Origin of the sequence: Granulicella sibirica (genome assembly GCF_004115155.1) — a bacterium.
In the GTDB taxonomy this organism is placed as follows: domain Bacteria; phylum Acidobacteriota; class Terriglobia; order Terriglobales; family Acidobacteriaceae; genus Edaphobacter; species Edaphobacter sibiricus.
Genome location: NZ_RDSM01000003.1, coordinates 491,573 through 516,059, shown reverse-complemented (window position 1 = coordinate 516,059; position 24,487 = coordinate 491,573). Strand labels below are relative to the sequence as shown.

Here is a 24,487-nt window from a genome sequence, read left to right as displayed (position 1 = left end):
CACCTCGGATGATCGTGAGATCAGAGCCGCCTGCATTCGCAGGGCGATAACCATCTGCCGAGATGTTTTCTCTTTAGAAAGGAGGTGATCCAGCCGCAGGTTCTCCTACGGCTACCTTGTTACGACTTCACCCCAATCATGAATTACACCTTGGGCGGCTGCTCCCTTGCGGTTAGCGCACCGACTTCTAGTGCAACCCACTTTCGTGATGTGACGGGCGGTGTGTACAAGGCCCGGGAACGTATTCACCGTGGCATGCTGATCCACGATTACTAGCGATTCCAGCTTCATGGAGTCGAGTTGCAGACTCCAATCCGAACTGAGGCCGGCTTTTTCCGATTAGCTCACCCTCGCGGGGTTGCAGCGGTTTGTACCGGCCATTGTAGCACGTGTGTAGCCCTGGACATAAAGGCCATGAGGACTTGACGTCATCCCCACCTTCCTCCCCGTTATCCGAGGCGGTTTCGTCAGAGTGCTCAACTAAATGGTAGCAACTGAAGATAAGGGTTGCGCTCGTTGCGGGACTTAACCCAACATCTCACGACACGAGCTGACGACAGCCATGCAGCACCTATATACATGTCTCTTGCGAGACGCCGACGTTTCTGCCGGATTCATGTACATTTCGAGCCCAGGTAAGGTTCTTCGCGTTGCGTCGAATTAAACCACATGCTCCACCGCTTGTGCGGGCCCCCGTCAATTCCTTTGAGTTTCAGCCTTGCGACCGTACTCCCCAGGCGGATTGCTTATCGCGTTAGCTTCGACACGGCCGGATTGGGTACCGGCCACATCAAGCAATCATCGTTTAGGGCTAGGACTACCAGGGTATCTAATCCTGTTTGCTCCCCTAGCTTTCGTGCCTCAGCGTCAGTTATGGTCCAGTGAGCCGCTTTCGCCACAGGTGTTCCTTCCGATATCTACGCATTTCACCGCTACACCGGAAATTCCACTCACCTCTCCCATACTCAAGCTCAACAGTTTCTCATGCAGACTTCGGGTTGAGCCCGAAGATTTCACATAAGACTTGTCAAACCGCCTACGCACCCTTTACGCCCAATAATTCCGAACAACGCTTGCCCCCCTCGTATTACCGCGGCTGCTGGCACGAAGTTAGCCGGGGCTTCTTCTATGGGTACCGTCATTATCTTCCCCATCGAAAGGAGTTTACGTACCAAGATACTTCATCCTCCACGCGGCGTTGCTGCGTCAGGGTTTCCCCCATTGCGCAAAATTCCCCACTGCTGCCTCCCGTAGGAGTCTGGACCGTGTTTCAGTTCCAGTGTGTCCGTGCGCCCTCTCAGGCCGGATACCGATCATCGCCTTGGTGGGCCATTACCCCGCCAACTAGCTAATCGGCCGCGAACTCCTCCCCAAGCGCATTGCTGCTTTGACTCGTAAGTGTTATGCGGTATTAGCCCAGATTTCTCTAGGTTATTCCCCACTCGAGGGTAGATGATTCACGTGTTACTCACCCGTGCGCCACTTTACTCAGGACCGAAGCCCCTTTCTCGTGCGACTTGCATGTGTTAGGCACGCCGCCAGCGTTGATTCTGAGCCAGGATCAAACTCTCGTTTAATCTTGGTGTGCATGCCATCCAGCGACAGGGGTCGGGATGGTTATCATGCGCCCCCACCGCTCGAAAACAGTGAAGGTTATAACTAGTGAGAATGACTAAACCAAATTCGCCGTCATCTCACGACTGGCATGTTCAACTATGTTGTCAAAGATCCAAACTGCATCCGCACTCGGCGGGCAGCTTTGAATCAAGGACCAACCGGAGTCACAAAGTGACTTGCCCGATACGTGTCCTCGAACTTGAGTTACGCTATCAATTCCGTCGATGTTGCCAAGCCCTGCTTCCTTATTTACCGGTTCCACTTAGCCAAGACTCAAGCCTTTCGTGGTCGCCGTCGGAAGCCGCCGTAGCAGCGCGTGACGTTTGCGCGAACTTTCTAAGAGTATCGAAACCAGAGGATTATGTCAACCTGTTTTCTTTCTCTCACCGTCTCGCGGAAGACTTACTCAACAGGAAAGCCAAACGAAAAGCCCCTGCTGACATCTTCTATAGCGTAAAAACTAAAACATCCAGACGACCGAATCATCGGCCGCGGAGCACTCAGCTCCTGACAAATCCCGTACCCAGCAAAATCAATCCACAAAGGAAAGACCCGAAGAGTACCTCAATCAACTGCAGTGGCTTGGGTTTGCTTATCGGCTGGCCCCTAAACTCCTAAGGCTCTCAGACCGAATCAAACACTTGGACTGCGCTCCGTCGTACCCAATAACCAGCCGTAAACTCAAGCCAATAGGCGCGAAGCTCACTACCCGCAACTTTCTAAACATACGTGGTTTGCACTCGTGTGTCAAACTTCAGCGTTTAGATCGCCGCGTTGCATCGCTGCAACTTCCAAAGAGTATCCTGTGCGGTCGGTAAGCGCAACCCTAGCCTGTTGATAACTCCACTTCAGCTCAGAAAACATCAGGAGCGCCAAGGTTCGACGCTCCTGAGACAAATCAAAACACCTTAGTCTCACTACCCTTGGCTCGGATAGTTCCGGATGAACGTATCCCGCGGCATACCCGCCTTGCGCGCCCGGCTGCGAACAGCCTCCGCCTCTTCCCGGCTCATCGCCCCGCCGAACGCAATCATGAAAGGTCCGCGTCCATTGGGCGAAACGACCAGTGGCTTCAGCGACGCATGCTGCTTGATAATCGCCGACACCTTCTTCCACGCTTGGTCCTCATGGTTATACGTGTAGGCAATTACATACCAACCAGCCTGCATATGCGATGGGGCTGGAGGAGCCTCCTGCTTGACAACTGGCTGAACGACAGACTCGGGCACAGTCGTCGCGGACGCTACCGGAGCCGAACTCTCAACGATTGGCGCAGCCGGTGCCTGTGCGGTCTCCGTCTTCTTTCCCCCGGAGTAGTGGAAGTAAAGCAGGAAAGCCACAAGCACAGCGGCGGCACACCCGATCCACCAGCGAAAACCACGTTCAGCCGGCTCTTCAACATGGTGGCGCGGCAGAACGATAGGCCCGTGGGACACCGTCGGAACATGCTCAGCAACCTGCGGCGCCGGTTCGGTCTGGAAATCGAGCTTCGCCTGCGGTACCTGCGGCCCAGCAACAATCGGCTTCGAGGTCGTCACGCTCTCCGGAACGAGCGGCTTCAACACCGAGGGATTGAGAGTCTTCGAAATCTGCTCGAGGCCCCACGAACCACTGATCCCGTTCGGCACAATCTTGTCGAACGGAGCTATTAGCTTCGTGCTCGGACTCAGCTTCTTCTCAAGCGTCAGTACCCGCAGAAGCAGAAGCGAGAGATCATGTACATCACGGTCGATTAGCTCCTGGCACTCCGCCGCCGTGGTCAGCTCGGGATCAGCCAGGCACTCGGAAGCGCAGTCGCTTCGCAGCTTCACAACCTCTCCAACCGCGACCACATTCGCTGCCTCAATATGTCGGTGAACAAGCCCGTTCGCATGCAGCAACGTCAGCGCCGCAACCACGCTGCGCCCCACTTGCATCGCCTCTTCATGCGTCAGCGGGCGCTCCGCGAGAATGTCAGCAAGCGCGGCATCCGAGGCTTCAATCACCGCATACGTCAGCGGCGTCCCATCGAAGACGGTCTCCCCATACTTCCGCATCGCGATCAGGTTCTCGTGCTTCAGCTCCGATACCTTGCGCCATCGTTCGAGCATTTGCTCTTCATCATTCAGCGACTCCGTGATGCGCATCACCGACGAGGCTTCGGGACCGTTTGTGATTTCGAAGAAGGCGCTACGGCCTTCAGGACGAAGGAGTCGTCCGATGGTGTAGACCCCGGCGATGGTCTTTCCTTCATAATCGTTCCAGAGTTGCATGGCAGTTTCCGATCTGGTTCAAGGCCCGTGGAGATTGAGATCAACAGCGGCTCCGGCCGGACCTCACTTTCCAGGACCCAGCCCAAACCTGGACGCAATGTACTCCGTCCGTTCCCCATTATGAAGATTGAAGACGATGTCTGTCTTGAGGATCGCCAAACAAGTCGATGAAACAGAGCCGACTGCGGTCAATCACCAGTCTGGTAACGGTGCCAGCAAAAGAGATTCCGGCCGGTCCGTTTCGCCTCATAAAGCGCCACATCGGCTGATTTATAGAGACTCTCCTGCGTTTCTCCATGCTCCGGATACATCGCAATCCCGATGCTGCACCCCACGCTGAGCGTGGTGTTTTCAAACGGGATTCCCCCTGCGAAACTATCCAGAATTCGATGGCAGACCGACTCGACGGTTTCCGGATCCTGCGCCGTAAACAGCAGTACCGCGAACTCGTCTCCCCCCAGCCGCGCTACGCAATCCGACTCGCGAACGATCCCGCGAAGCAGGCACGATGTCTCCACAAGCACCGCATCCCCAGCGTTGTGCCCGTAGGTATCGTTGATCTGCTTAAAGTGATCCAGGTCGATCAGCAGAAGTGCAAACGGCTCACTCGGCCGCCGCGCCATCGCAAGCCGCTTGCGAAATTCTTCAGTAAACATACGCCGATTTGGCAGCGACGTGAGGATGTCGAAGTAAGCAATCTCCTCCAACTGCCGATGGCTCTCACGCAACTGCGCCGTCCGTTCCGCGACCTGGCGCTCCAACAGTTCTTTCTGCGCGAGAAAAGCCCTTACCCGCAAGTGCCAGAAGACATACCCGAGAAAACCCGCAAGTAGCAGGCACGAGGCTACGAACCACCAGCTCTGCCACCACGCTGGCCTGATCGTAAACTCGAAGCTCGCAGGCGTCGCGCTCTGCAGCCCCGATGGATTCACCGCGACTACTTGGAAGACGTAGTGGCCAGCTGGCAGCGCCGCGAAGTGCACGCTCCGTTCGTTCGTCTCATTCCACGCTTGGTCATACCCATTCAGCCGGTAGCGGAAGCGCACCTCTCGCTCCGCCTCAAAGCTTAGTCCCGCATACCGGATGTAGAGCGATCTCTGCGAATAGGGCAGAACCGGCCTATCCCCAGTCTGCCACTCACGTGCGACGCCCCGAACCGACGTCAACACGACCGGCGGCGCAACCTCCGGAATTGGGTAGTCCGCCCGCCGGAACCGCGACATGCCCCCGGACGTTCCCACCCACACATCCCCCCGTGGGCTGACGTCAAGCGCGCGACTGTTGGTGTCATCCCAGATCAGCCCTTTTTGGCTGCCGTAGTGACGCCACCATCTCCCCTCTTCCAGAACATCCACACCCGCATCCGTGTTCAGCCAAAGCCGCCCGCTCAAGTCGAATGCCATCGCATACACCTCGTTCGACGAGAGCCCGTCCTGCATCGTGTAGTGCGTCACCTTGCCCGCATCAGGCCCCAACCCGAGCTTGCTCATCCCGAACGCATCCCGGTACGACACCCAGATCGCGTTCCGCCCCATCGCAACCGCCGCCAGATCCAGCGCCTTCAGCCCCTCCTCACTCCCAAATACCTTCCAACTCTTCCCATCAAAGCGCAGTAGCCCCCCCGAACTCGCGATCCACACGTCCCCCGCCTTATCGAGAATGACGTGCCGGAACGAACGGGGCGCAGGGATCCCCGGAATCTCCACCCGCTCAAACGTCAACGTCCTGCCCGCTCCAAGCGCCGTACGACTGCGGAAACACCCGCCGTTGCCCATGACCCAAAGCCTCTTCTCGCCATCCACCAGCAAAGAGGACGCCTGGTCCGCTGTAATCCCGGAATCCTCCCCGTACGTCCGAAGCAGCCGTCCATGCCCATCGAAGTGACTGACCCCAACCGGCCCGGTCCCAACATAGAAGTCTCCGGCCGGTCCGGGAGTAATCGAGTACACCCGATCTCCCGCCAGTCCATTGTGGCTCGTCCACGAACGCATCACCTTGCCTTGCGCGTCGAGGATCGTCAATCCGCCGCTCGTCCCTACCCATAGCTGGCCCAGAGCATCCGTCCGGATCGCCCACACACTGCTATTCAGCAGGCCATCTTCGCGTGTCCATGAGACCCACTCCCCGTGCCCCAGCCTTCGCGCAAGACCCGCGCCGTCCACCCCAAACCAGAGAGACTCCTCGCGATCCACCAGCATCGGGCCGACATAATCTCCCGGTAGACCATGAGCAGAATCGATCAGTGAAACATGATTCCCCTCGACAATCACGAGCCCCAGCAGGCTCGAAACAAATACCCTTCCATGCCTATCCGAAAACAGCCGACCCTCATTTGTGTGTGGAACCCCTATCGAGCGATCGACAAAGCGCGCTTGCCCACGCGCCAGCTCAAACAGGCGGGTCGGGCTCCGAGCCCAGAGATTGCCTAGGCTGTCGAGACTCAAGGCCTCCCAGTGATCCGATGGAAGTCCGACCGAAGCCCCCACGCTCTGCGGCATCCCTCCCGCCATGTGCATGACGTCCCCATTCAAGCCGAACACCAGGTCCCCGTTCAAGACCGTTATCGCTTGGATGTCGCCGCTTACGATCGTCTTGAAAGCGAATGACCCGTCCTTGCCAGGAACCCCTCGGCTGATACCTTTGGGGTACTTTACGTAGGCCACACCGGCCGGATCGAAAACAATCCCATCCGCCTCACCCGGCACGCCAAAATCCACCGTCACAAAACGCTTACCAGAGAGCCGCGCCAGGCCGCCCTGCGTCGCCGCCCAAATTACTCCGTTCGGGGCCTCGGCCAGCCCAATAATCTCCGTGTTCGCCAGGCCTTCCGCATGGCCGAAGATCTGGAACGTTCCCCCGTCATACCGGAAAAGCCCGTTATCTGTGCCGACCCACAAATACCCCGTATGATCCTGCGCGATGCAGCGAACATTTAGGTTGCTCAAGCCTTCCGTCTGTCCGTACTGCCGAAACAGCTGTCGTTGCGCACCCCCGTGCGCAAGCGCAAGAAGCGCCAGCAGCATCCCACACATTGCCTTTCTGACACTCGCGGCTCGGGTCATGATCTTTTCTGTTCAGCTCAGCTTCAAAGACGAGGCGCTTGCCATGAGCGCCCCTGGAAGCACTCTCCGGACACTCCCGGGTGCATGGGGATATCCTATCCGCTCGCAGTCGAATGCGATATCGAACTTTCTCGCCATTGCATAGGCCATCGCAGAATGACTCCGTCACTGGCTCCTTTGCCTCTGTAGGCTTCAGTCTTGAACGGAATCCGCTTCTCGCCCTGCTGCCGACAGCCTGATCCCTGAACATAATCACCTGGCCCGCTCCCTGACTTTGCTCTCCTCGCCCCGCACCTATAGTTCCCCTGCCTTCCGCAGGTCACGCGCCAGGCCCACCTACTCCCGCACAGTCAGTCCCGGTTCAAACATTACCGAGCCCTCAACCCCAGTCAAGGCCGTCGCCCTACAGAGCCAGAGACGTCGCCATTGCAAGGCGAGATAACGCCATGGAAGAACTTTTCAAAATTCTAAGGGACAGTGACCATGGGAACTTCGATGTAACTGGGTTGGGTGGGGGAGTGGTAGAGATGCTGGGTGGCTTTGCGGTAGTCGGCGGGCTTGGCTTCGAAGATCGTTGGGACGTAGGTTTGAGGGTTGCGGTCGTAGAGGGGGAACCAACTGCTCTGGACCTGGACCATGATGCGATGGCCGGGTTCGAAGACGTGGTTGGCGTTGGGGAGGGCGAAGCGGTAGGGTTCAGGAGTGTTGGCGGGGATAGGTTGAGGGGTTGAGAGGGACTCGCGGTAGCGGCCGCGGAAGATGTCGGCGGAGATCATGAGCTGGTAGCTTCCCATTTTGGGCTGGGAGGCGACTTCGTCGGGGTAGACGTCGATGAGCTTGACGACCCAATCGGAGTCGGTGCCGGAGGTGCTGGCTATGAGGTTGGCGATGGGTTCGCCGGAGATGGTGACAGGTTTGGTGAGGACTTCGGAGCTGAAGACGGCGACGTCGGGGCGTCCGGACTGTTCACGCTGATCGTCGGCGAGCCAGTTGGCCCAGGTGCATCCGGCGTCGTAACAGACGGGCTGGATGGGACGGGCGCGGAAGGGCACCGGCTTCATTGGGTCGGAGACGTACTCGGTGAAGTCGGAGTTGGCGGAGGCTGGGGCGGTGAAGCTTAGAGTTCCGTTGGGTTGGAGGTAGAGGCGTGCAGGTGGCGTGGCGCAGGGCTGGGCGGCGGGTACGGAGTTGGGGGCCTCGGTGCAGACGGCGGGCCAGGAGGGGAGCTTCTGCCAGATGTCGGCACCGGATTCGTAGACGGTGACCGGAGCGATGGGGGAGGCATCAGGAGACTCGTCCTTGAGGTTGCGGGCGAGGAAGGGGCCGAGGACGTTTTTGCGGAACCAGAGGCTGGTGTCCTGATTAAACCTGATGGCTCCGAGGGTGCTTCCGTCGTCGATGGAGCCGCCGTGGTGCCAGGGGCCCATGGCGAGGAAGAGCTTTTCGTTAGGCGTGCCGGTGGCAGTGTCTTTGGGCTTGAGGGCCTTGTAGACGGCCATGGCTCCGTAGATGTCTTCGGCGTCCCAGAGGGAGTGTACGAGGAGGGTAGGGACGGTGAGGGGCTGGGCGGCGAGGATCTGATCCATGGCCTGGTTCTGCCAGAAGGAGTCGTACGCGGGATGCTCCTTGACCTTGCGCCAGAAGCCCATCTGATCGAGCCCGCGCTGGCGGCCGAGCTCCCCGGCGCTGGTGGCATTCAAGAACATGTCGTAGTCGTCGAAGTTGCTTGTCCACCAGCGGAGGTCGTTCGAGCGGGAGCCATCCTGCTCGTAGATGTAGGACATGTTCTGCTGGCGGAAAGCACCGTTGTGAAACCAGTCGTCGCCGCGCCAGCCGTCGACCATGGGGTTCATGGGGACGGCGACCTTGAGGGCAGGGTGGGGGTGGACTAGGGCGGCGAGGGTGGTGAAGCCGTCGTAGGAGATGCCGAGGATGCCGACCTTGCCGTTGGACTCGGGGACGTTTTTGATGAGCCAGTCGATCGTGTCGTAGGTGTCGGTGGCGTGGTCGACGGGGGTGGGGTTGAGGGGGCCGTGGAAGGGGCGGTTCATGACGTAGTCGCCCTCGGAGCCGTACTTGCCGCGGACGTCCTGGATGACGCGGATATAGCCTCCGTCAACGATGACGTCGATGGCGTTGTCGTAGCCGAAGAGGCTGCTGCCGAGGTGCGAGGACTGGCTGTTGGTCGTCAGGATGGCGGCGCTGTAGGGGGTGCGGGTGATGAGGATGGGGGCGTGCGCGGCGGGCGTTGCGGAGTTGGGGATGAGGATGATGGTGTTGAGCCTGATGCCGTCGCGCATGGGGATCATGACGACGCGCCGGGTGTAGTCGTGGGAGGCGGCGGGGATAGTGGGGGCGGCGGGAGTTTCGGAGGGAAAAGCAGGGTACTTGGGCTTGGTCTGAGTTTGGGCTGATGCAAGGAGGGTGATGGCCAGGAAGGAGGTTGGCAGGAGGCGGGAGGGCATGGGGGGAGTTTAGCTTGTTGGCCGGAGTTAGGTGCGGCATTCTGACCGAGCGTGGAAAATGCGGGTTCCTTGATTCGATCAGGATGATGGGTAAGGCTGGCAACGGCATCATCGAGGCACAGCAAGGGCAAAGGCATGAGTTAGAGCAAGTTCAGGTTCAGTTTCCCAATACCACTTTCGGAGGATCGACCACACCTTTTGTGGGGGAAAAATGTGGGCTTACCGATGGGTTTCTCGGGTACTATGAGGCGGTTACTTTTGTCATCTTGGGCCTCGCCAGCTTGTGGCGGAGAGGGAGGTTTTCGTGCCTCAGCGACTTGCGGATTTGTGGCGGAGAATATGCCGTGTTGTTGCGCCTCACGGATTCCAGTTAGCCAGCTTGTCTCGGCGGTCAGGTTGGCTGCGGTGTGTGTTGCTGTTCGCCGGTGTGATTGGACTTGGGCGTTCGGCGTTCGCGACGGATACAACACTGACGGCCGACGCGCATGTGAACTCGGCGCGGCCGACAGTGAATTATGGCGGCCTGTCGAATATCAGCGTGGGGAGTGGGACGACGGGGCTGATTCGGTTCGATCTGGGAACCCTTCCGGCGGGAACCGTGGGTTCGCAGATTTCGAAAGCGACGCTTCGGCTGTATGTGAACCGTGTGTATACCGCAGGTACTATGAGCGTGGCTCCACTGACCGGGAGCTGGAGCGAGGCGGCGGTGACGTACAGCACCGTTCCTTCAGCGGGAGATGTGGCGGGGAGCGTTGACGTGACGGCGGCGGAACAGTTTGTCACGGTGGATCTGACGTCCGTGGTGCAGAACTGGGTGACGAATCCGGATACGAACTTTGGGCTGGCGCTGACTGCAACGACGGCGAATGCGCTGTTCGATGCGAAAGAGAATGACGAGACGGGGCATGCGGCTGGGCTGGATGTGACGATCGTATCGCAGGGGGCCGTTGGTCCGCAGGGTCCGGCTGGGCCTACGGGAGCTACTGGGCCGCGGGGTGCCAGCGGGTCGACGGGACTCACGGGTCCTACTGGCCCCCAGGGGGCAGCGGGTGCTATGGGCGCTGTGGGCCCTGCCGGTTCCACGGGTGCGATCGGACCTACCGGTGTAGCAGGTGCTCAGGGTCTTCAGGGCCCAGTGGGTCCTACGGGTGTGGTGGGTGCCACCGGTCCGGCTGGAGGGCAGGTGTATTCAGCGAATATCCAGCTGCCAGACGGGATCTCGTCTGACGATTCTACGGGCGGGCTTGTTGCACTGCCGAGTGGGGCGTCCACGGCTAGCCGCAACGTTCTGAGCGCGTCGCTGACTGTTCCCCAGACCTGCACTGCGTCACAGCTTATTGTGACAACTTTCGATACCAATGCAGGAAGTGCGTCCGTGACCGTCCAGGTGGACCAGGCGACTGCAGCGCAAGTGAACACGAATTACACCTATAGCACGAACCTGTCTTGCACGGTGACCACCCCGGAGTCGAACGAGGGAAGCAGCAGTTGTTCGTCCTCGGCGTCTACGACACTCACTGCGGGAGAATTCGTCACGATCGTAGCGTTCAACTTCAGCAACACAGATGCGTATACGAACGCGAGGCTGCTGGTGAGCTTTGTCTGCAAGTAGTGACTGAGTGCTTCAGGAGATTGATTTGATCAGAGAGATCCAGGCGAGAAGCCGGAGGAGGACGCCGCGAGGCATGCTCCTCGGCGTTTGCCTTGGGTGTCTCCTGGGCGGACCCGCGAGGGCGCAGGAAACGCCCCCGGTAGTTGAGGCTACGACGATTGCTACCGCCGGACCGGCGGGGGTGGCTTATGACTCGGCTGGAAATTTGTATGTCGTGCTACGGGACGACCACCGGGTTTTGAAGGTGGATACGGCAGGGCTGGTGACTACGGTTGCGGGCACGGGGGAACAGGGATTTGGAGGGGATGGCGGAGCGGCGACGAGCGCGCTGCTCGATTCTCCTGCGGGGATTGCAGTCGATGGAAGCGGGAATCTCTTTGTGGCGGATTCGCATAACCAGCGGGTGCGGGAGATCAGTGGGGGGACGATTACTACGGTTGCGGGGACGGGTGTGGCGGGGTTTGGGGGGGATGGTGGTGGGGCTACAGCGGCGGTGCTTGATCTGCCGGTCGCGGTGAGTGTGGATGGGGCCGGGAATGTCTACATCGCGGACTCGGGGAACCACCGGATACGGAAGGTTTCGGGTGGAGTGATTGCGACGGTTGCGGGGGATGGAGAGCAGACGTTCTCGGGGGATGGCGGGTTGGCTACGGCGGCGGGGCTCGATAGTCCGGGCGGCGTCGTGGCGGATACGGTGGTGGCGGGGCGGGTCTATATCAGCGACACGCATAACCAGAGGGTGCGGATGGTTGGTGTGGATGGGATGATCTCGACTGTCGCGGGGAACGGTGTGGGGGGCTCGGCAGACGGAACGGGAACAGTCGCGGAGCTAACGCGGCCCCTGGGGCTCGGGATCGGTACGACGGGGACGGTGTATGTCGCGGATAGCGGCAACAACAAGATCAGGGCGATCGGCGCGACGGTGACGACGGTTGCGGGGGACGGGGAGCAGGGGTTTGCTGGCGATACAGGGTCAGTGGTTGCAGCGGTGCTTGACTCGCCACGGGCAGTCGCTGCGGGCGCGAATGGCTCGTTTGCGCTGGCGGATACACATAACCAGAGGACACGGGTGGTGGCGGGTGGTGCGATCAATACTGTGGCGGGCATTGCGCCGGCGTCGACCGAGGGGATTGTGCTCGAGGGGGTGGTGTCGAGCGTGTACGGGAACGGGAGTGTGACGGCGAACTTCAGCAATGGGGGGAAGAGCGCTACAGGTATGGCTACGCTGCTCGATGGTGGAACTTCGGTTGGGACGGTGGCGTGGGCGGCTAATCAGGCGAGCTTCAGCCTGGCGGGGTTGAATGCGGGACTGCATGCGCTGGCGGTGTCGTATGCGGGCGATGCGAGTAATGCGGCTACAGCGAGTGGCTTATACCTGGTGACGACGACACAGGCGGAACAGAGGGTTGCGTTCACGCAGCCTGTAACTCCGATCGTCTATGCTCCGGGGCTGACGGTAGCTTTGAGCGCTACGTCGAGTGTGGGGCTTCCGGTAACGTACACGGTTGCCAGCGGACCGGCGACGGTGACGGGATCGACGCTGGCGATTACGGGCGGCGGAACAGTCGTCGTTACAGCGCAGGCGGGAAACACCGACTATGCGATGGCCAAGGCGAACCGGACGATCGTAGTTAGCCAAGCGACTCCGGCAGTAGCCTGGGCGGCTCCGGCCGACGTCGTCTATGGCACGGCGCTTGGCGCGGGGCAGTTGAATGCTTCGTCTGCGGTTCCTGGCAGCTTTACGTACAGTCCGAATGCTGGAGCTGTGCCTGGAGGTGGAGCGCAGACGTTGAGTGTGACGTTTACACCGAACGATGCTGCTTCGTATGTAAGTGTGACGCAGACGGTGCGGTTGACGGTGAGACAGGCAATGCCGACAGTTACGTTCCCGGCTCCGCCTTATGCGATCGTAGGGACGTCGCTGTCGGCGGTGGCGTTCAACCCTTCGGCGGTTGGAGTAACGGGCGCGGCGCTGAACGGGACATTTGCGTATACGTTCGCGGCGGGTGCGCTGGTGGCGGCTGGTCCGCAGGTGATATCGGCGACGTTTACGCCCAATGACCTGGTCGACTATGCCGTTACTACGGCTTCGGTTACGTTGAGCGGGACGGCGTTGGGCCTGGCTAGTCTGTCTCCGGCTATGGCTTCGCTTGGGGATGCGGCGAAGACGGTCGTGCTGACAGGCGCGGGCTTTGCGTCCGACGCTTCGGTGCTCGTGAACAATGCGGCGGTGAAGACGACGTTTGGGAATAACGGCAGCCTGATGGCAGTGATTCCGGCGGCTGCATTCACCACAGTGCAGACGCTGCAGATCAGCGTCTATGACCCGACGCAGAAGCAGACGAGTGGGCTCTTGCCGTTTGCTGTGAAGGCTCCGGGAGTAAGCTACACGGTTTCGGCTCCGACGACGAGCGATCCTGGGACGCAGCCTACGGTGACGCTGACGTTGACGAATCCGTATCCGGTTGAGGTGGATGGAGTCTTTACGCTGTCGTTCACGCCGAGCGGGAATGGGGTCGATGATCCAGCGATCCAGTTCGCTTCCGGTGGGAGGACGATGAAATTTACCGTGGGCGCAGGACAGACGGTTGCGCCGAATGTGATGCTGCAAACGGGAACAGTCAGCGGCGTGATCGCGATCGGGTTAACTCTGAACGCGGGTGGCGCGGATGTGACTCCAGCGGGAACAGCTCCGACTTCGATTACCGTGCCTTCGGTTGTGCCATCGGTAACGGCGGTGGCGGTCGCTCGTTCGGGGCGGACACTGACGGTGACCGCGAATGGGTTTTCGAATACGCGTGAGGTGACGCAGGCTGCCTTTCACTTTTTGCCGGTCGCTGGACAGCAGATTCAGACACCGGATGTGACGCTGGATGTGACCAGCCTGTTCGCTGGGTGGTATGGGTCCGCGGATTCCGATGCTTATGGATCGAGTTTTCTTTATACCCAGGTCTTTACGCTGGATGAGGATGCTTCAGTGGTGGGGACGGTGGATGTGACGTTGACGAATGGGGTGGGGACATCGGGATCTGGAAGTTCACAATAAGCGGCGTCATCGTGGGAGGACGAGGATGCCCCAGGGGCCGGTGCCGGCAGGGACGGTTTTTGTGACGGTGTTGGTGGCCAGATCCACGGCTGCGATGTCGTTGGAGGAGCCGTTGGCGGAGTAGAGAGTTTTGGCGTCGGGAGAAAGGGCTATGCCCCAGGGACGGCGGCCTACTTCTACGGAGTTCAGAACGGTGTTGGTGGCGGTGTCAATGGTGAAGACCTTCTTGCCGCGGCCGGTGCTGACGTAGAGGCGGGAGGCGTCGGGCGATAGGAGGACGTTCATGGGCTTGATCTGACCCGGAGTTCCAAGAGGGATGGTCTTGAGGACCTTGTGCTTGACAGCGTCGACGAGAACTACTGTGCCGTCATTTTCAGCGTTGATGTAGGCGAGCTTGCCGTCGGGGGTGAAGGCTACGTTGCGGGGACGGTGGCCGACCTTGAAGGTGGCGACGATCTTTCCGGCGGCGGAGTCGAGAACGGAGATGGTGCTCGTCTCTTCCGAGGTGATGTAGACGAACTTGCCGTTGGGACTGACTTTAACGCCTTCGGGCTGGGCTCCCATGGGGAGGGACTTGATGATGTCGCCTTTGGCGATGTCGACGATGCCGACGGCGGACACGTCTTCGTTCGAGACGTAGATCTGCGTGCCGTCCTTGCTGACGTCGAAGTTTTCCGGATCGGAGCCGGCGTGGATGGTTTTGACGAGCTTGTTGGTAGCTACGTCGAAGACTCCGATGCCGTCGGCGCTGTGATCAGCCGGGGGAAGGGTGGATTCGTCGACGTCGGGGCCGGCGATGGGGGTTCCGCTGAGGGCAACGTAGATGGTCTTGCCGTCGGGGCTGGCGTGGATGCCGCGGGGGCGCTTGCCGAGGTGGATGGTGGCGATGGTGGCGAAGGTGCCGGAGTCGATGACGGTGAGATCGCCGGAGACCTCGTCGGTGACGTAGATGCGGGGCTCGTTGGACTCGGGGACGGCTGCTGCCTGGGGCGCTTCGGCTGGCTTCGGGGTGGACTTGCAGCCCATGGTGAAGAGAAGGATGGCGGCGGAGGCTGCGGCCAGAATCGGGGTGGATCGGGTCATGAGCTATTTCCCTTTGTATGCGACGTCGATGACTTGTCTGGCTGAGGGTGAGACGGTGATGGACTGGCTGAGGACGCCGAGTTTCTCGTGCCACGTGGTGAGGGTGTAGTTGCCGGGCGGGAGATTGGGGAGGGTGAAGGCGCCTTTCGCGTCGGTGACGGCGAAGTAGGGGTGATCGAGGACGCCGATGTAAGCGTGCATCCAGCCGTGGATGTTGCACTTCACGGGGATCATGACTTCGGGCTTGGGGAACCTGCGGTTGAAGGGCGGGTCGCCGGGACCCTGGCTGTGGTTCCACTCGCGGTTGGTGGAGGCCATGGGGTGGATGTTATGGGTGACGGGGTCGGAGTTGACGATCTGGAGGGTCTGATTCGTCTGGATGCCGAGGACGCGGGGATGGAACCAGCAGCCGCTCTGGTCGATGACGACGGGGGTCTGCGGGGTCTCGAAGGTTTTGGCTTCGAGGCCTTTTTCGATGTAGACGAAGGCGTTGGCGAGGCCCTTGTTGGGGGCTACGAGGAGGGATTCATCGTAGGCCTTGGTTTTGTGGGCGGCGACGCAGGCGGGGTCTTCGCTCATGTCGATGAGTGTCGGGGCGGGATGAGGGCCGGTGTAAGTGACGGTTCCGGTGATGGTGGCGGCGGTTGCGGGGTCTACGTGAAAGTAGACGGGTTGCGGTGCCGCAGCGGGGGCTTCGGGGGCCGGTTTCGCGGACTTGCAGCCGGTGGCGAGTAGCGTGGCGAGGAGAGCGGAGGTGACGATGGTGCGGATTAGTGTCATGACGGCTCGGTCTCGCTTCCTGCTGATGGTGCATTGGTGGTCCAGAGAGGTGGTACCCCCCCTCCCCATTGCCGGGGTGTAAGTCATTTCGTTTGAGCAGCTTAGTGTGGAGAACCCGCTGCAAGTTGCTCTAACCAAAGGACTTACGCCCTAAATATTAGTAAACAAATGGCTTAGCATTTTCCCGGGTAGCAAGGCTGGGGACGGCTTTCCCTATGAACCCATTCTCCTGACCACTGTTTAAATTGTAGAGGATGGACCATAACTAAAAGGACACCGACTTTTCCCTTTGTAATGAGGAAGTTAGGCCGTTTGGGGGCTTGACAAGATTTTGCCTGCCCAAGGTTCAGGTGCCGTTTCCCTGCCGATACGGTGACGGTTGGCGGTGAATGGAATCGCCGGAGGCGTTCCCGCACGACAGGTGCCGGTAGCGGTCGAGGCTCATTGTTTTTAACATCAATTTCGATTGCCGCAATGCGTGCCTTGACGCATACTGATCCCGTTCAGCGCGGCCCGCGTTTCCCTTCACGGAAGATCACGCGCGTCTGGTTTAGCATCCCGGCCCTGCTTCCTCCCCTGGATCCATCTTTGGTGCCCCCACTCCGAATCAAGAGGGATAGGTTATGTCCGAACCATGGAACGGTAAAGTTGTCTTCGAGGGCTTCTGGTGGAATTGCTGGAATAGCAACTATCCCCATGACTGGTACACGTACCTTGCGAAGCTGGCGCCCCGGCTGGCGGCGATGGGATTCGACGGGATATGGACTCCGCCGCCGTGCAAGGATACGAATGCCGAAGCGAACATGGGCTACACGCCCTACGACTATTACGACATCGGTCAGAAGAATCAGAAGGGTCAGATGTGGACGCGCTTCGGGACGATGGATGCGTTTCTGCGGCTGGTCGCGGTGGCGCATGCCAATGGGCTCGAGGTGTATCCGGACATGGTGCTCGATCACTGCGCAGGCGGCGACCCGGACCCGTCCTCGCCGTTTCAGACGGATAACCAGCAATACACGAGCTTTCAGCCGGTGGGTTACGCGGGGGCGCATACGGGCCGGTGGCAGAGGAACTGGCTCGACTTTCATTTCAACCCGGTGCACTGGCACCCTACCGTGGAGTGGACGCCCACGGCCTCAAACAGCTTTGGTTCGGACTTCTGTTACCAAGGGCGATGCAGCGACTCGGGCAACGCGGATGCGAACTGTGCCTCGCGGCAAAATGTGCGGGCGTGGTTTACATGGTTTGTGAAGCAGACGGGCGTGGATGGGTTTCGTTTCGACGATGTCGCTGGATTTCCTCCGGAAGTTGTCGAAGATATTCTTTACAACGCCATGGGGGGCGGCCTGCGCTACTTCGCGGTCGGGGAGTACGTCACGGACTCGCAGGCGACGGTGGATGGATGGGCGAGTGACACGCTGAATCGGTGTGGGACGTTCGACTATCCGCTACGCTTCGCGCTTGCGGCCATGGTTCAGTCGGGTGGGTTTTACGATGTCGGGAGTCTGCCGAGCCAGCAGCAGTCGAACCGCTTCAAGACGGTTCCGTTCGTCAGTAACCACGACACGGCGGATGACACGATCGGCCCGGCGCTCGATCCGGACAATCCACGAACGGCCCTGGCTTATGCGGTGGCGATGACGGTTGACGGGAGTCCGCAGCTCTACTATGAGGACCTGTTCCGGAATGTTTCCCCATGGAAGGATGGCACGACGGCGGCGGCGATTCCGAGCAGGGCGTGGCTCGAGAACCTGGTGTGGTGTCATCAGAAGCTCGGGTTCAAGACGGGCGATTACTTTGTGCGGTATCAGAATTCGCAACAACTTTTGATCCTGGAACGTGGCGCGCGGGCGATCGTGGCGATCAACAACGATGGCAGCTCGTGGCATGATGGGTGGGTCTCGACGGCGTTCTTTCCGAATACGCAGCTTCACGATTACACGGGGACGTGTCCTGGTAATGTCTGGACGAATGCGGATGGATGGTTTCATGTCAACCAGCCACCGCTGTCCTACTCGGTGTGGGGGAATGAGGGGGTTACCGGGGGATTTGACCTGGCGGGGCGGCGGACGGTGCAGCAGTTCGAGATGGACGACGATCTTGGGGATAGCACGACGAACTTCGGGTATGGCGGGAAGGCGGTGGCAGATGGGTTTCGGGTGGCGGGGGCAATCTGGCCGGCGGCTGGGTCGGAGGTGAACGTGGTGGTGTACGCGGACGGCCCGGAGGATGTGTCGGTGGAGATGCTGACGTCGGGAGGTGCGGTGCTGGAAGCGGCGAACGGGGCCGTTCCGCTGGCGCTGAGCGCTGCTATCGAGGTTGAGGGGCGTTATGTGCTGCGGGCCAAGGTATCAGCGGCGGGAGCGGCTCCGGCGCGGCTCTACGTCAAGGTGGATTACCTGGGGCCGGCGGAGTCCGCTTTGTTTTAGCGGCCGGTCTGTGAGAGCAGGCGGCTTGGCGAACCATCGGCGCCTGCTTCCCTACCCCGCTGAAACGGTAGCATCCGCCACTTCCAGCTGATCCACCTTCAGCCCCGCATCCGGAAAGAAGACCGAAAAGCACGTTCCGCTTGGCATCCCGGTTCGACTCCTTACTCGAACCGAGCCTGAGTGCTTGCGAATGATCTCCTCGCTCACCCACAAACCGAGTCCCGTTCCGGTGGCCTGCTTCGTCGTAAAGAACGCCTCGAAGACCCTGGCCATTGTCTCGCGCGACATGCCCGAACCGTTATCGGTGACCGAAACGCGCACTCCTTCACTCCAGACTCCATCGCTCCTCCGTCCGGATCCGCGCCTCGCCCGCAGGACAAGCTGTCCCCCGCCCGGCATCGCGTCCAGCGCGTTCCCGATCAGGTTGGCGAATACCTGCCGCATCTCCCCACTCAGGCCAAACACCCCAGGCGATCCGCTGAACTTCTTCGCGACGGTTACGTGTGCCGCCACGATTCGCGACTGGTAAAGATCCAGCACCGATTCCAGCACCTGGCCGACGTCGGTCATACGCGGCAAGGTGGACTGCCGGTAAAAGCGCAGCATCTGCTGGGTGATCTCCGACACGCGGCCAAGTTCCGCCTGCGCCATTGACACATAGCTCAAGGCTGTCTCGTCGATGGCACTATGGGTTCGCAGCAGATAAAGGAGGTTCGTGACTGCTTCCAGCGGATTGTTGATCTCATGCGCGATGCTTGCGGCAAGGCGCCCTGTCGCGGCCAGCTTCTCCGTGCGGCGGAGAGTCTCTTCCGCCTGCAGACGCTCCGTGATCTCGACCACGATCACGCCGACCCAGCGAATGGTCTCCTGCTCCGTCCGCACCGGGTAGAAGTGCATCAGCCAGCTTCGCCGCACGTTGGGCGCATGCCGCATCTCGCCGGAAAGCTCGACGTTCCGCATCGCCTGGCCGGTTGCGAAGACCTTCGCCAGGCACGCCTCCAGCTCCTCCGCCATCGCGCCGGGAAAGAGCTCCGAAACTCTTCGCCCAAGCTGCTGGCCGATCGGAACCTCGTACATATCGGCAAGGAACTGGTTGAGCCGCACATAGTTCAAACCAGGATCGAAGAAGGCGAAGCCGATCGGGGCATTGCCAAGCATCGAGTCGAGCAGGGCGAGCGTCTCGAGCAGCCCACGTCTCTGCTCCTCGAGTTCCCGCACCATGGTGTTGAAGCTTGCGGTCAGGTCTCCTGCCTCGTTCCTCGTCGTCACGGGCAGGGGAAAGCCAGCGGGCAGGCCCGGATTCTGCTGCATGACCTGCTGGGTGGCTCTCTTGAGCCGGCGCAGAGGTTTGGTGACAGACCGCACGATCAGGAATATCGGAAGCAGATTAGCCAGAAGCGCGAAGCCGCCATAGGTCAGCGAGACTCGCACGACCGCATTCAGAGTATTCAGCGACACGGCGTGATTTGGCTCCAGCCACAAGAGCGCGACCGTCTTACCGCCCATGGCAACCGGAGTGACGGCCTCCAGTTGCCCGTTTCGGATCGAGAAGATTTGCTGATGCGTCGCGTCTTTCAAGACATCGAGCTCATAGGCATCCAGCCCCTGGTCGCGGCCGCTCTCGCTGACCGCCATTGTCTTCCCGCTGAGGTCAGTGAGCCGGGCGACTTCGATCGTCGGCGCGATCCGCGAAAGCTCCAGCACATCGTGGAGCGAGGCCATGTCCCCCTTGGCCCACTGCTTCGCACAGGCGCTCGCAAGCCGATCCAGTTGCTGGCCGATCCGCTGACGCGTCCTCACCTCGGCGATCTGCTTCTGCGAGACGACGGTGTACCAGATGAAGAGGCCCAGGAGAAGCGTCTGCGCCACGATGGTGCCCAGGACGAGCTGGCCAAAGAGCGTCTTGGGAAGGGTACGTCGCATTCTGATGTGTCCAGAGTAAGCCGAGCCGCGAAACAAGGGAAGCTGGACCATCTGTCCTGCGCTCTTCTTTCGTCTCCCTCAGCAAAGAGCCCGGATCGCGCGTTGAAGTTGGTACTGCGATTGCTTGTCTAGAGCATCTTGCTCTTTTGTTATTCGCCGGACCGAGGGATCGCATGTTTCAACCGCCAGCACTACCGCACATCACGTTCGTAGGCGTCGAGTCCGAGCAGACGCTCGCCCTCTCTGAATGCAGCCCGCAAATCCGTGCGATTGCGGAGCTTGCCGCCTCATCGACCGTCGAAGGCGCGACCGTCGGCATCCTCTTCCAGACCGGCCCCGCCCTCATCCTGACTTGGCTTGGCGTACTCGCCGCTGGGAGAACGCCTCTCATACTCCAGTATCCGAATGAGAAGATGAGCAAGGTCTATTGGCGAGATTCGCTCCGCGACACAATCGACCGTTGTGACGTCGCGATGCTTCTTTGCGCGCCTGAACTCTCCGCGTTCAACCCCGGGGAACTCGCCGCCTGCACCTTTCTCGATGAGATCGAACCATCCGGGGAGCCGGGCACGGAGGTCGTGTTTCCTGAAGAGGGCGCGATCCTGCAACTCTCCTCCGGGACCACGGGCTTCAAGAAGCCCATCCGCTTCACGTTCGACGCCCTGAAGAAGCATGCGCATCTCTACAACGAAACCCTTTGCCTTACCCCGGACGACCGCATCGTCTCGTGGCTTCCGCTGTATCACGACATGGGCTTTATCGCCTGCTTCGTTACGCCCCTGCTGCTCGGCGTGCCCATCGTCCTGATCGATCCGATCACCTGGGTGCGCACTCCGCGACTCCTGTTCGAGGCCATCGAACGCCACAAGGGCACGGTGTGCTACATGCCCAACTTCGGCTTCGAGGTGATGTCCAAGCAAGGCCAATCCGGACCCTTCCCGAGCATGCGCCATTGGATCAGTTGCTCGGAACCAACCTATCCTGCGACGCTCGAGCGTTTCCTTACCGCAACAGGAGCGAGCCGCTCGAACATCTCCACCTGCTATGGCATGGCGGAGAACGTCTTCGCCGTCACCCAGAGCGCAGGCATGCAGATCGTAGAGCGGGAGGGGCAGAGTTATGTAAGCTGCGGCCGTCCTATCTCCGGAACCGAGGTGAAGAACGTCGATGGAGAGTTCTTCGTGCGCAGCCCGCACTCGTTGGCCGCCTACGAAGGCAGCGCCGACATGCGTGATGAAGCCGGCTTCTATGCCACCGGAGATATCGGCTTCTTCGAAGACGGCGAGATCATTATCACCGGCCGCAAACAGGATCTCGCCAATATAGGGGGCCGCAAGTTCCTCTTGAATGACCTGGACTTCGCCGTAGCCCAGCTCTTCCCGCAGTCCGCCGGGCGCATTGCCTCTCTCTCCGTCTTTGACTCCGCAGGCGGAACGGAAAAGGTTCTCTTCCTGATCGAGGAAGATACCTTCTGGCTATGGAATCGTTCGCCTGAACCCGCTCGCCTTATCCGCGAGCACACCGGCCTCGAGTGGCTCGAAGTTCACTTCGTGCCACGGCACTTCATCACGAAGACCTCGTCCGGCAAGATCAATCGCAAGCGCACGTTGGCGGATTGGCAAGCCTTTCAAGCGGGCGTACACCTTCAACGGGAGTCCAGCGGCGACGGGGAACTAGGTCGCAAACTTACGGAACAATTCCCGGGTATCCCGACGGACACGCCGGTAGGTGAAGAGTTAGACTCCCTCGGCCAACTGATCCTTCGTATCTTGTGCGAAGAGCATGGCATCTCCTACACTGCCGACCTCACCCTCGACAGCATCGCCGCGAGCGAGCACGTTCGATCCAGCCCTGAAGAAGCGCAGGTCTTTTCCATCATCGCGCTCGTCGACGGCTGGCGCCTTGGATTCGAAGCTCCTCAACCTTTCATCGACAGCGCTTTCCTCGAAGCGATCTCCAATGAAGTTGGGATGCCTGTTCACTTCGAGCACATCTGCGTTCCTCCCGCGCTTATCCTCTTCTCCGACCTTATCTTCCACGACTATTTTCTTCCCAGGAATCCAGACCCCGCCTATGCCGTCGTCTCCTCTCTTCTGACAAAGATCAAGAACGCTAGCCTCATCCTGATCGATGACGAAGATAACTTCAGAACTCCGCCATTCTGCGCCTATCCGGTGCTCGATCGTCAGTTCACGATGGAGAACGACGCGGATCTCCTGGGCCATCGGATGCAGCGTTACACGCAGAACCACCATCTGCTGCCGCGTCGCGTCATCCTCGGCCGGGATCTCACGCCGGAGACGGTCAATCCAGTTCTTCAAATGATGGAGAGCTATCTACAAACACCCATCTTCAAGATGGCCTTCCACGCGGAGTTTCGCGCCCATACGGAACAGTGGGAGTTCTGTGACTTCCGCGACTTCAACTCAGACTCGGAGAAGGTCACGAACACCAGTTGGCTCCAACGTTTTGAGAACACTTTACTTCATTTTATCCGCCAGCGAAGGAGCGAGTTCCGTACCCACGCGGGCGAACCGGTCAACCGCTTTCTCCTGATGGACACGCCTCACTTCTGCTCCTTCGTTCTCAACCGCGCAGCCGTGGATTTTGTCGTCGAAGAATATAACTCCTTCTGTCTCGTTGGAGCGGCATCCAGCCTTCCCTATCTGCAAGAGCAGTTAGACCGCCTTGGCAAGCGATACTTCTTCTCGTCGCAGGCGACGCCTGCGAACACCGACTACGAATGCCTCGTTCTGCTCGGAGGCGTGGGAGGCAGGATGCCTGTCACCGATAAGCCCACCTTCGATTTCGTCCATGCTCGCGAGGAGGGACACGGTGGCGGCAGGCCGCACAACGTTACGCAGGAGGTATGGGATCTGTGCCCTCCCCTTGCTGCATGCGACGAGAAGCTCTATCGCTCGCTGCTAGGAACCCACGGCGTCCTGATCGGTAACTTCCTTCTCAACCATACCGTGGCTCAACCTGCGGCGAGATAACTTCGTCCGCCGGCCCCGGTCGATTCGCCGCCCTCGGCAACCCGGACTGCAACGTAAGATGTTCGGCCCACTCTCAGTTGCTGATCCAGATTGCCGAGCGCACCAAGTACGACGGGCGATTCAAACAGGAGTTTACAAATCAACGCTGAAATAACTTCGGGACAAGTAATAACCCGGTTGATGTGAGAGTGCAAGTACTATAAGCCCGTAGCGGGCGGAAGCATCCGCCCGCTACGCGTCACTTACTGAGTTCCTAAGCTACAACGCTAATACTGCTGCTTGTTACGGAGCTCGGAACAGCCTGCGACTGAAAGATGTTCAACGCGGAGACTGCCGCGCTCAAACTTCCATTCGCCACCGCTGCTTCAACGCTCTTCAGGAAGGTACCGATCGGATCGCTCGCAGAGTTGCCCGATGCGCTACTCGCCGTTGTCGCGCTTGAGGACGTGCTGGCAGCCGACGTAGCGCTATGAGAAGGACTGTCCGCCTCAAGCGCGCTCAAGTACTTCGCCGCAGACGTTAGATCTCCCGACTGGATCGCCGATTCGAGACTCGAGAGCTCGGTGTCGAAATCACTTCCTGAGGACTGGGCCGACGATCCCGGACCAGGTGCCGACTGCAATGTCGTCAACGCTTTCTGAGCAGAGCTGATATCTCCCGAGGAGAGCGCGTTCTCCACACTCGTTAGAAAAGTCCCGATGGGATCGGTTCCATTCGTCGAGCGTGGGCTGGCCTTCTCAACTTCGCTCAGATACTCCTTGGCTGAAGTCAGGTTACCGGAGGAGATCGCAGACTCAAGCTCGGAGAGCGTGCTGCTGAAACTATCGGTCCCGTTGCTGGTGGATGTCTTCGATGTGGTGGTGGTTGAACTCGACGTGTATAGATCGTCGAGCAGGGCAGAAAGGTCCGAAGAAGAAACTGCGGAGATGCTCATGCTTGCTCCTTATTAAGCGCGAGTGGCTGTTCACACAGTGAAGTTACCTGTGCCGACGGGCGATTAGGTGCTAAGCGGCCTCGTGGTGCCGGGCACAACGAGACGAGCGGCGGGATCTCTTGCCAACGATGAGTGACAGCGCTCATCAAAGCTAGATATCCATGGGAGCGATCAGCAATTAATTTGCCACTTCTTATGAGAGGCATCTTAGAGGCTCGACGGTTGACTGTAATCGATCACGAGACAACGTCGTCAGACTGCTCGAGACTACTGTCACCAGGAGACCAC

At 59.8% G+C, this 24,487-nt stretch carries 11 protein-coding genes and 1 rRNA gene; 4 read left to right on the top strand and 8 right to left on the bottom strand.

Going from position 1 to position 24,487, the window contains the following annotated elements; all coding sequences use genetic code 11:
• Positions 1 to 77: 77 nt before the first annotated feature.
• The 4 genes from GRAN_RS18655 to GRAN_RS18640 all read right to left on the bottom strand — a co-directional run bounded on the left by GRAN_RS18655 (position 78) and on the right by GRAN_RS18640 (position 9,396).
• Positions 78 to 1,577: ribosomal RNA gene (locus GRAN_RS18655) — 16S ribosomal RNA — on the bottom strand.
• A gap of 957 nt (positions 1,578 to 2,534) precedes the next feature.
• The gene (locus GRAN_RS18650; protein WP_128914562.1) at positions 2,535 to 3,869 is read right to left on the bottom strand and encodes a protein kinase; all 1,335 of its coding nucleotides are present in this window, start codon (positions 3,867 to 3,869) and stop codon (positions 2,535 to 2,537) included.
• A 188-nt stretch (positions 3,870 to 4,057) separates the two neighbouring features.
• Positions 4,058 to 6,931, bottom strand: a complete 2,874-nt coding sequence (locus GRAN_RS18645) for a diguanylate cyclase domain-containing protein (RefSeq protein ID WP_128914561.1) — start codon at positions 6,929 to 6,931, stop codon at positions 4,058 to 4,060.
• Between the two features lie 467 nt (positions 6,932 to 7,398).
• Positions 7,399 to 9,396, bottom strand: a complete 1,998-nt coding sequence (locus tag GRAN_RS18640) for a CocE/NonD family hydrolase (protein WP_128914560.1) — start codon at positions 9,394 to 9,396, stop codon at positions 7,399 to 7,401.
• A 409-nt stretch (positions 9,397 to 9,805) separates the two neighbouring features.
• Between GRAN_RS18640 and GRAN_RS26770 the strand changes: the two genes are divergently transcribed.
• Positions 9,806 to 11,008, top strand: coding sequence for a DNRLRE domain-containing protein (locus tag GRAN_RS26770; RefSeq protein WP_161571057.1), 1,203 nt, complete (start codon positions 9,806 to 9,808; stop codon positions 11,006 to 11,008).
• 25 nt (positions 11,009 to 11,033) lie between these two features.
• Positions 11,034 to 14,054, top strand: coding sequence for an IPT/TIG domain-containing protein (locus tag GRAN_RS18630; protein WP_128914558.1), 3,021 nt, complete (start codon positions 11,034 to 11,036; stop codon positions 14,052 to 14,054).
• A 6-nt stretch (positions 14,055 to 14,060) separates the two neighbouring features.
• On the opposite strand, the gene GRAN_RS18625 is transcribed toward GRAN_RS18630, so the two are convergent.
• On the bottom strand, positions 14,061 to 15,137 hold the full coding sequence (locus GRAN_RS18625) for a beta-propeller fold lactonase family protein (RefSeq protein ID WP_241654985.1): 1,077 nt from the start codon (positions 15,135 to 15,137) through the stop codon (positions 14,061 to 14,063).
• 3 nt (positions 15,138 to 15,140) lie between these two features.
• Positions 15,141 to 15,917 (bottom strand): carboxypeptidase regulatory-like domain-containing protein, encoded by a 777-nt coding sequence (locus GRAN_RS18620; protein ID WP_128914557.1) that lies wholly within the window; start codon positions 15,915 to 15,917, stop codon positions 15,141 to 15,143.
• Positions 15,918 to 16,540: 623 nt separating this feature from the next.
• Here GRAN_RS18620 and GRAN_RS18615 point away from each other — a divergent pair.
• Positions 16,541 to 18,346, top strand: coding sequence for an alpha-amylase domain-containing protein (locus GRAN_RS18615; protein WP_128914556.1), 1,806 nt, complete (start codon positions 16,541 to 16,543; stop codon positions 18,344 to 18,346).
• A 51-nt stretch (positions 18,347 to 18,397) separates the two neighbouring features.
• Here GRAN_RS18615 and GRAN_RS18610 read toward each other — a convergent pair whose 3' ends face one another.
• The gene (locus tag GRAN_RS18610) at positions 18,398 to 20,269 is read right to left on the bottom strand and encodes a sensor histidine kinase (protein WP_161571056.1); all 1,872 of its coding nucleotides are present in this window, start codon (positions 20,267 to 20,269) and stop codon (positions 18,398 to 18,400) included.
• Between the two features lie 173 nt (positions 20,270 to 20,442).
• Between GRAN_RS18610 and GRAN_RS18605 the strand changes: the two genes are divergently transcribed.
• Positions 20,443 to 23,265 carry an AMP-binding protein gene (locus tag GRAN_RS18605; RefSeq protein WP_128914554.1) on the top strand — a complete coding sequence of 941 codons (2,823 nt, stop codon included), beginning with the start codon at positions 20,443 to 20,445 and terminating at the stop codon, positions 23,263 to 23,265.
• Between the two features lie 253 nt (positions 23,266 to 23,518).
• On the opposite strand, the gene GRAN_RS18600 is transcribed toward GRAN_RS18605, so the two are convergent.
• Positions 23,519 to 24,199: a hypothetical protein gene (locus GRAN_RS18600; protein ID WP_128914553.1), complete on the bottom strand. Its 681-nt coding sequence runs from the start codon at positions 24,197 to 24,199 to the stop codon at positions 23,519 to 23,521.
• Positions 24,200 to 24,487 lie beyond the last annotated feature (288 nt).

What these genes read in the sequence shown, in the direction of transcription:
- GRAN_RS18605 (WP_128914554.1), top strand. Translation starts at nt 20,443, where the DNA reads ATGTTTCAACCGCCAGCACTACCGCACATCACGTTCGTAGGCGTCGAG.
- GRAN_RS18650 (WP_128914562.1), bottom strand. Translation starts at nt 3,869, where the DNA reads ATGCAACTCTGGAACGATTATGAAGGAAAGACCATCGCCGGGGTCTAC.
- GRAN_RS18615 (WP_128914556.1), top strand. Translation starts at nt 16,541, where the DNA reads ATGTCCGAACCATGGAACGGTAAAGTTGTCTTCGAGGGCTTCTGGTGG.
- GRAN_RS18625 (WP_241654985.1), bottom strand. Translation starts at nt 15,137, where the DNA reads ATGACCCGATCCACCCCGATTCTGGCCGCAGCCTCCGCCGCCATCCTT.
- GRAN_RS18620 (WP_128914557.1), bottom strand. Translation starts at nt 15,917, where the DNA reads ATGACACTAATCCGCACCATCGTCACCTCCGCTCTCCTCGCCACGCTA.
- GRAN_RS18600 (WP_128914553.1), bottom strand. Translation starts at nt 24,199, where the DNA reads ATGAGCATCTCCGCAGTTTCTTCTTCGGACCTTTCTGCCCTGCTCGAC.
- GRAN_RS18640 (WP_128914560.1), bottom strand. Translation starts at nt 9,396, where the DNA reads ATGCCCTCCCGCCTCCTGCCAACCTCCTTCCTGGCCATCACCCTCCTT.
- GRAN_RS18645 (WP_128914561.1), bottom strand. Translation starts at nt 6,931, where the DNA reads ATGACCCGAGCCGCGAGTGTCAGAAAGGCAATGTGTGGGATGCTGCTG.
- GRAN_RS18610 (WP_161571056.1), bottom strand. Translation starts at nt 20,269, where the DNA reads ATGCGACGTACCCTTCCCAAGACGCTCTTTGGCCAGCTCGTCCTGGGC.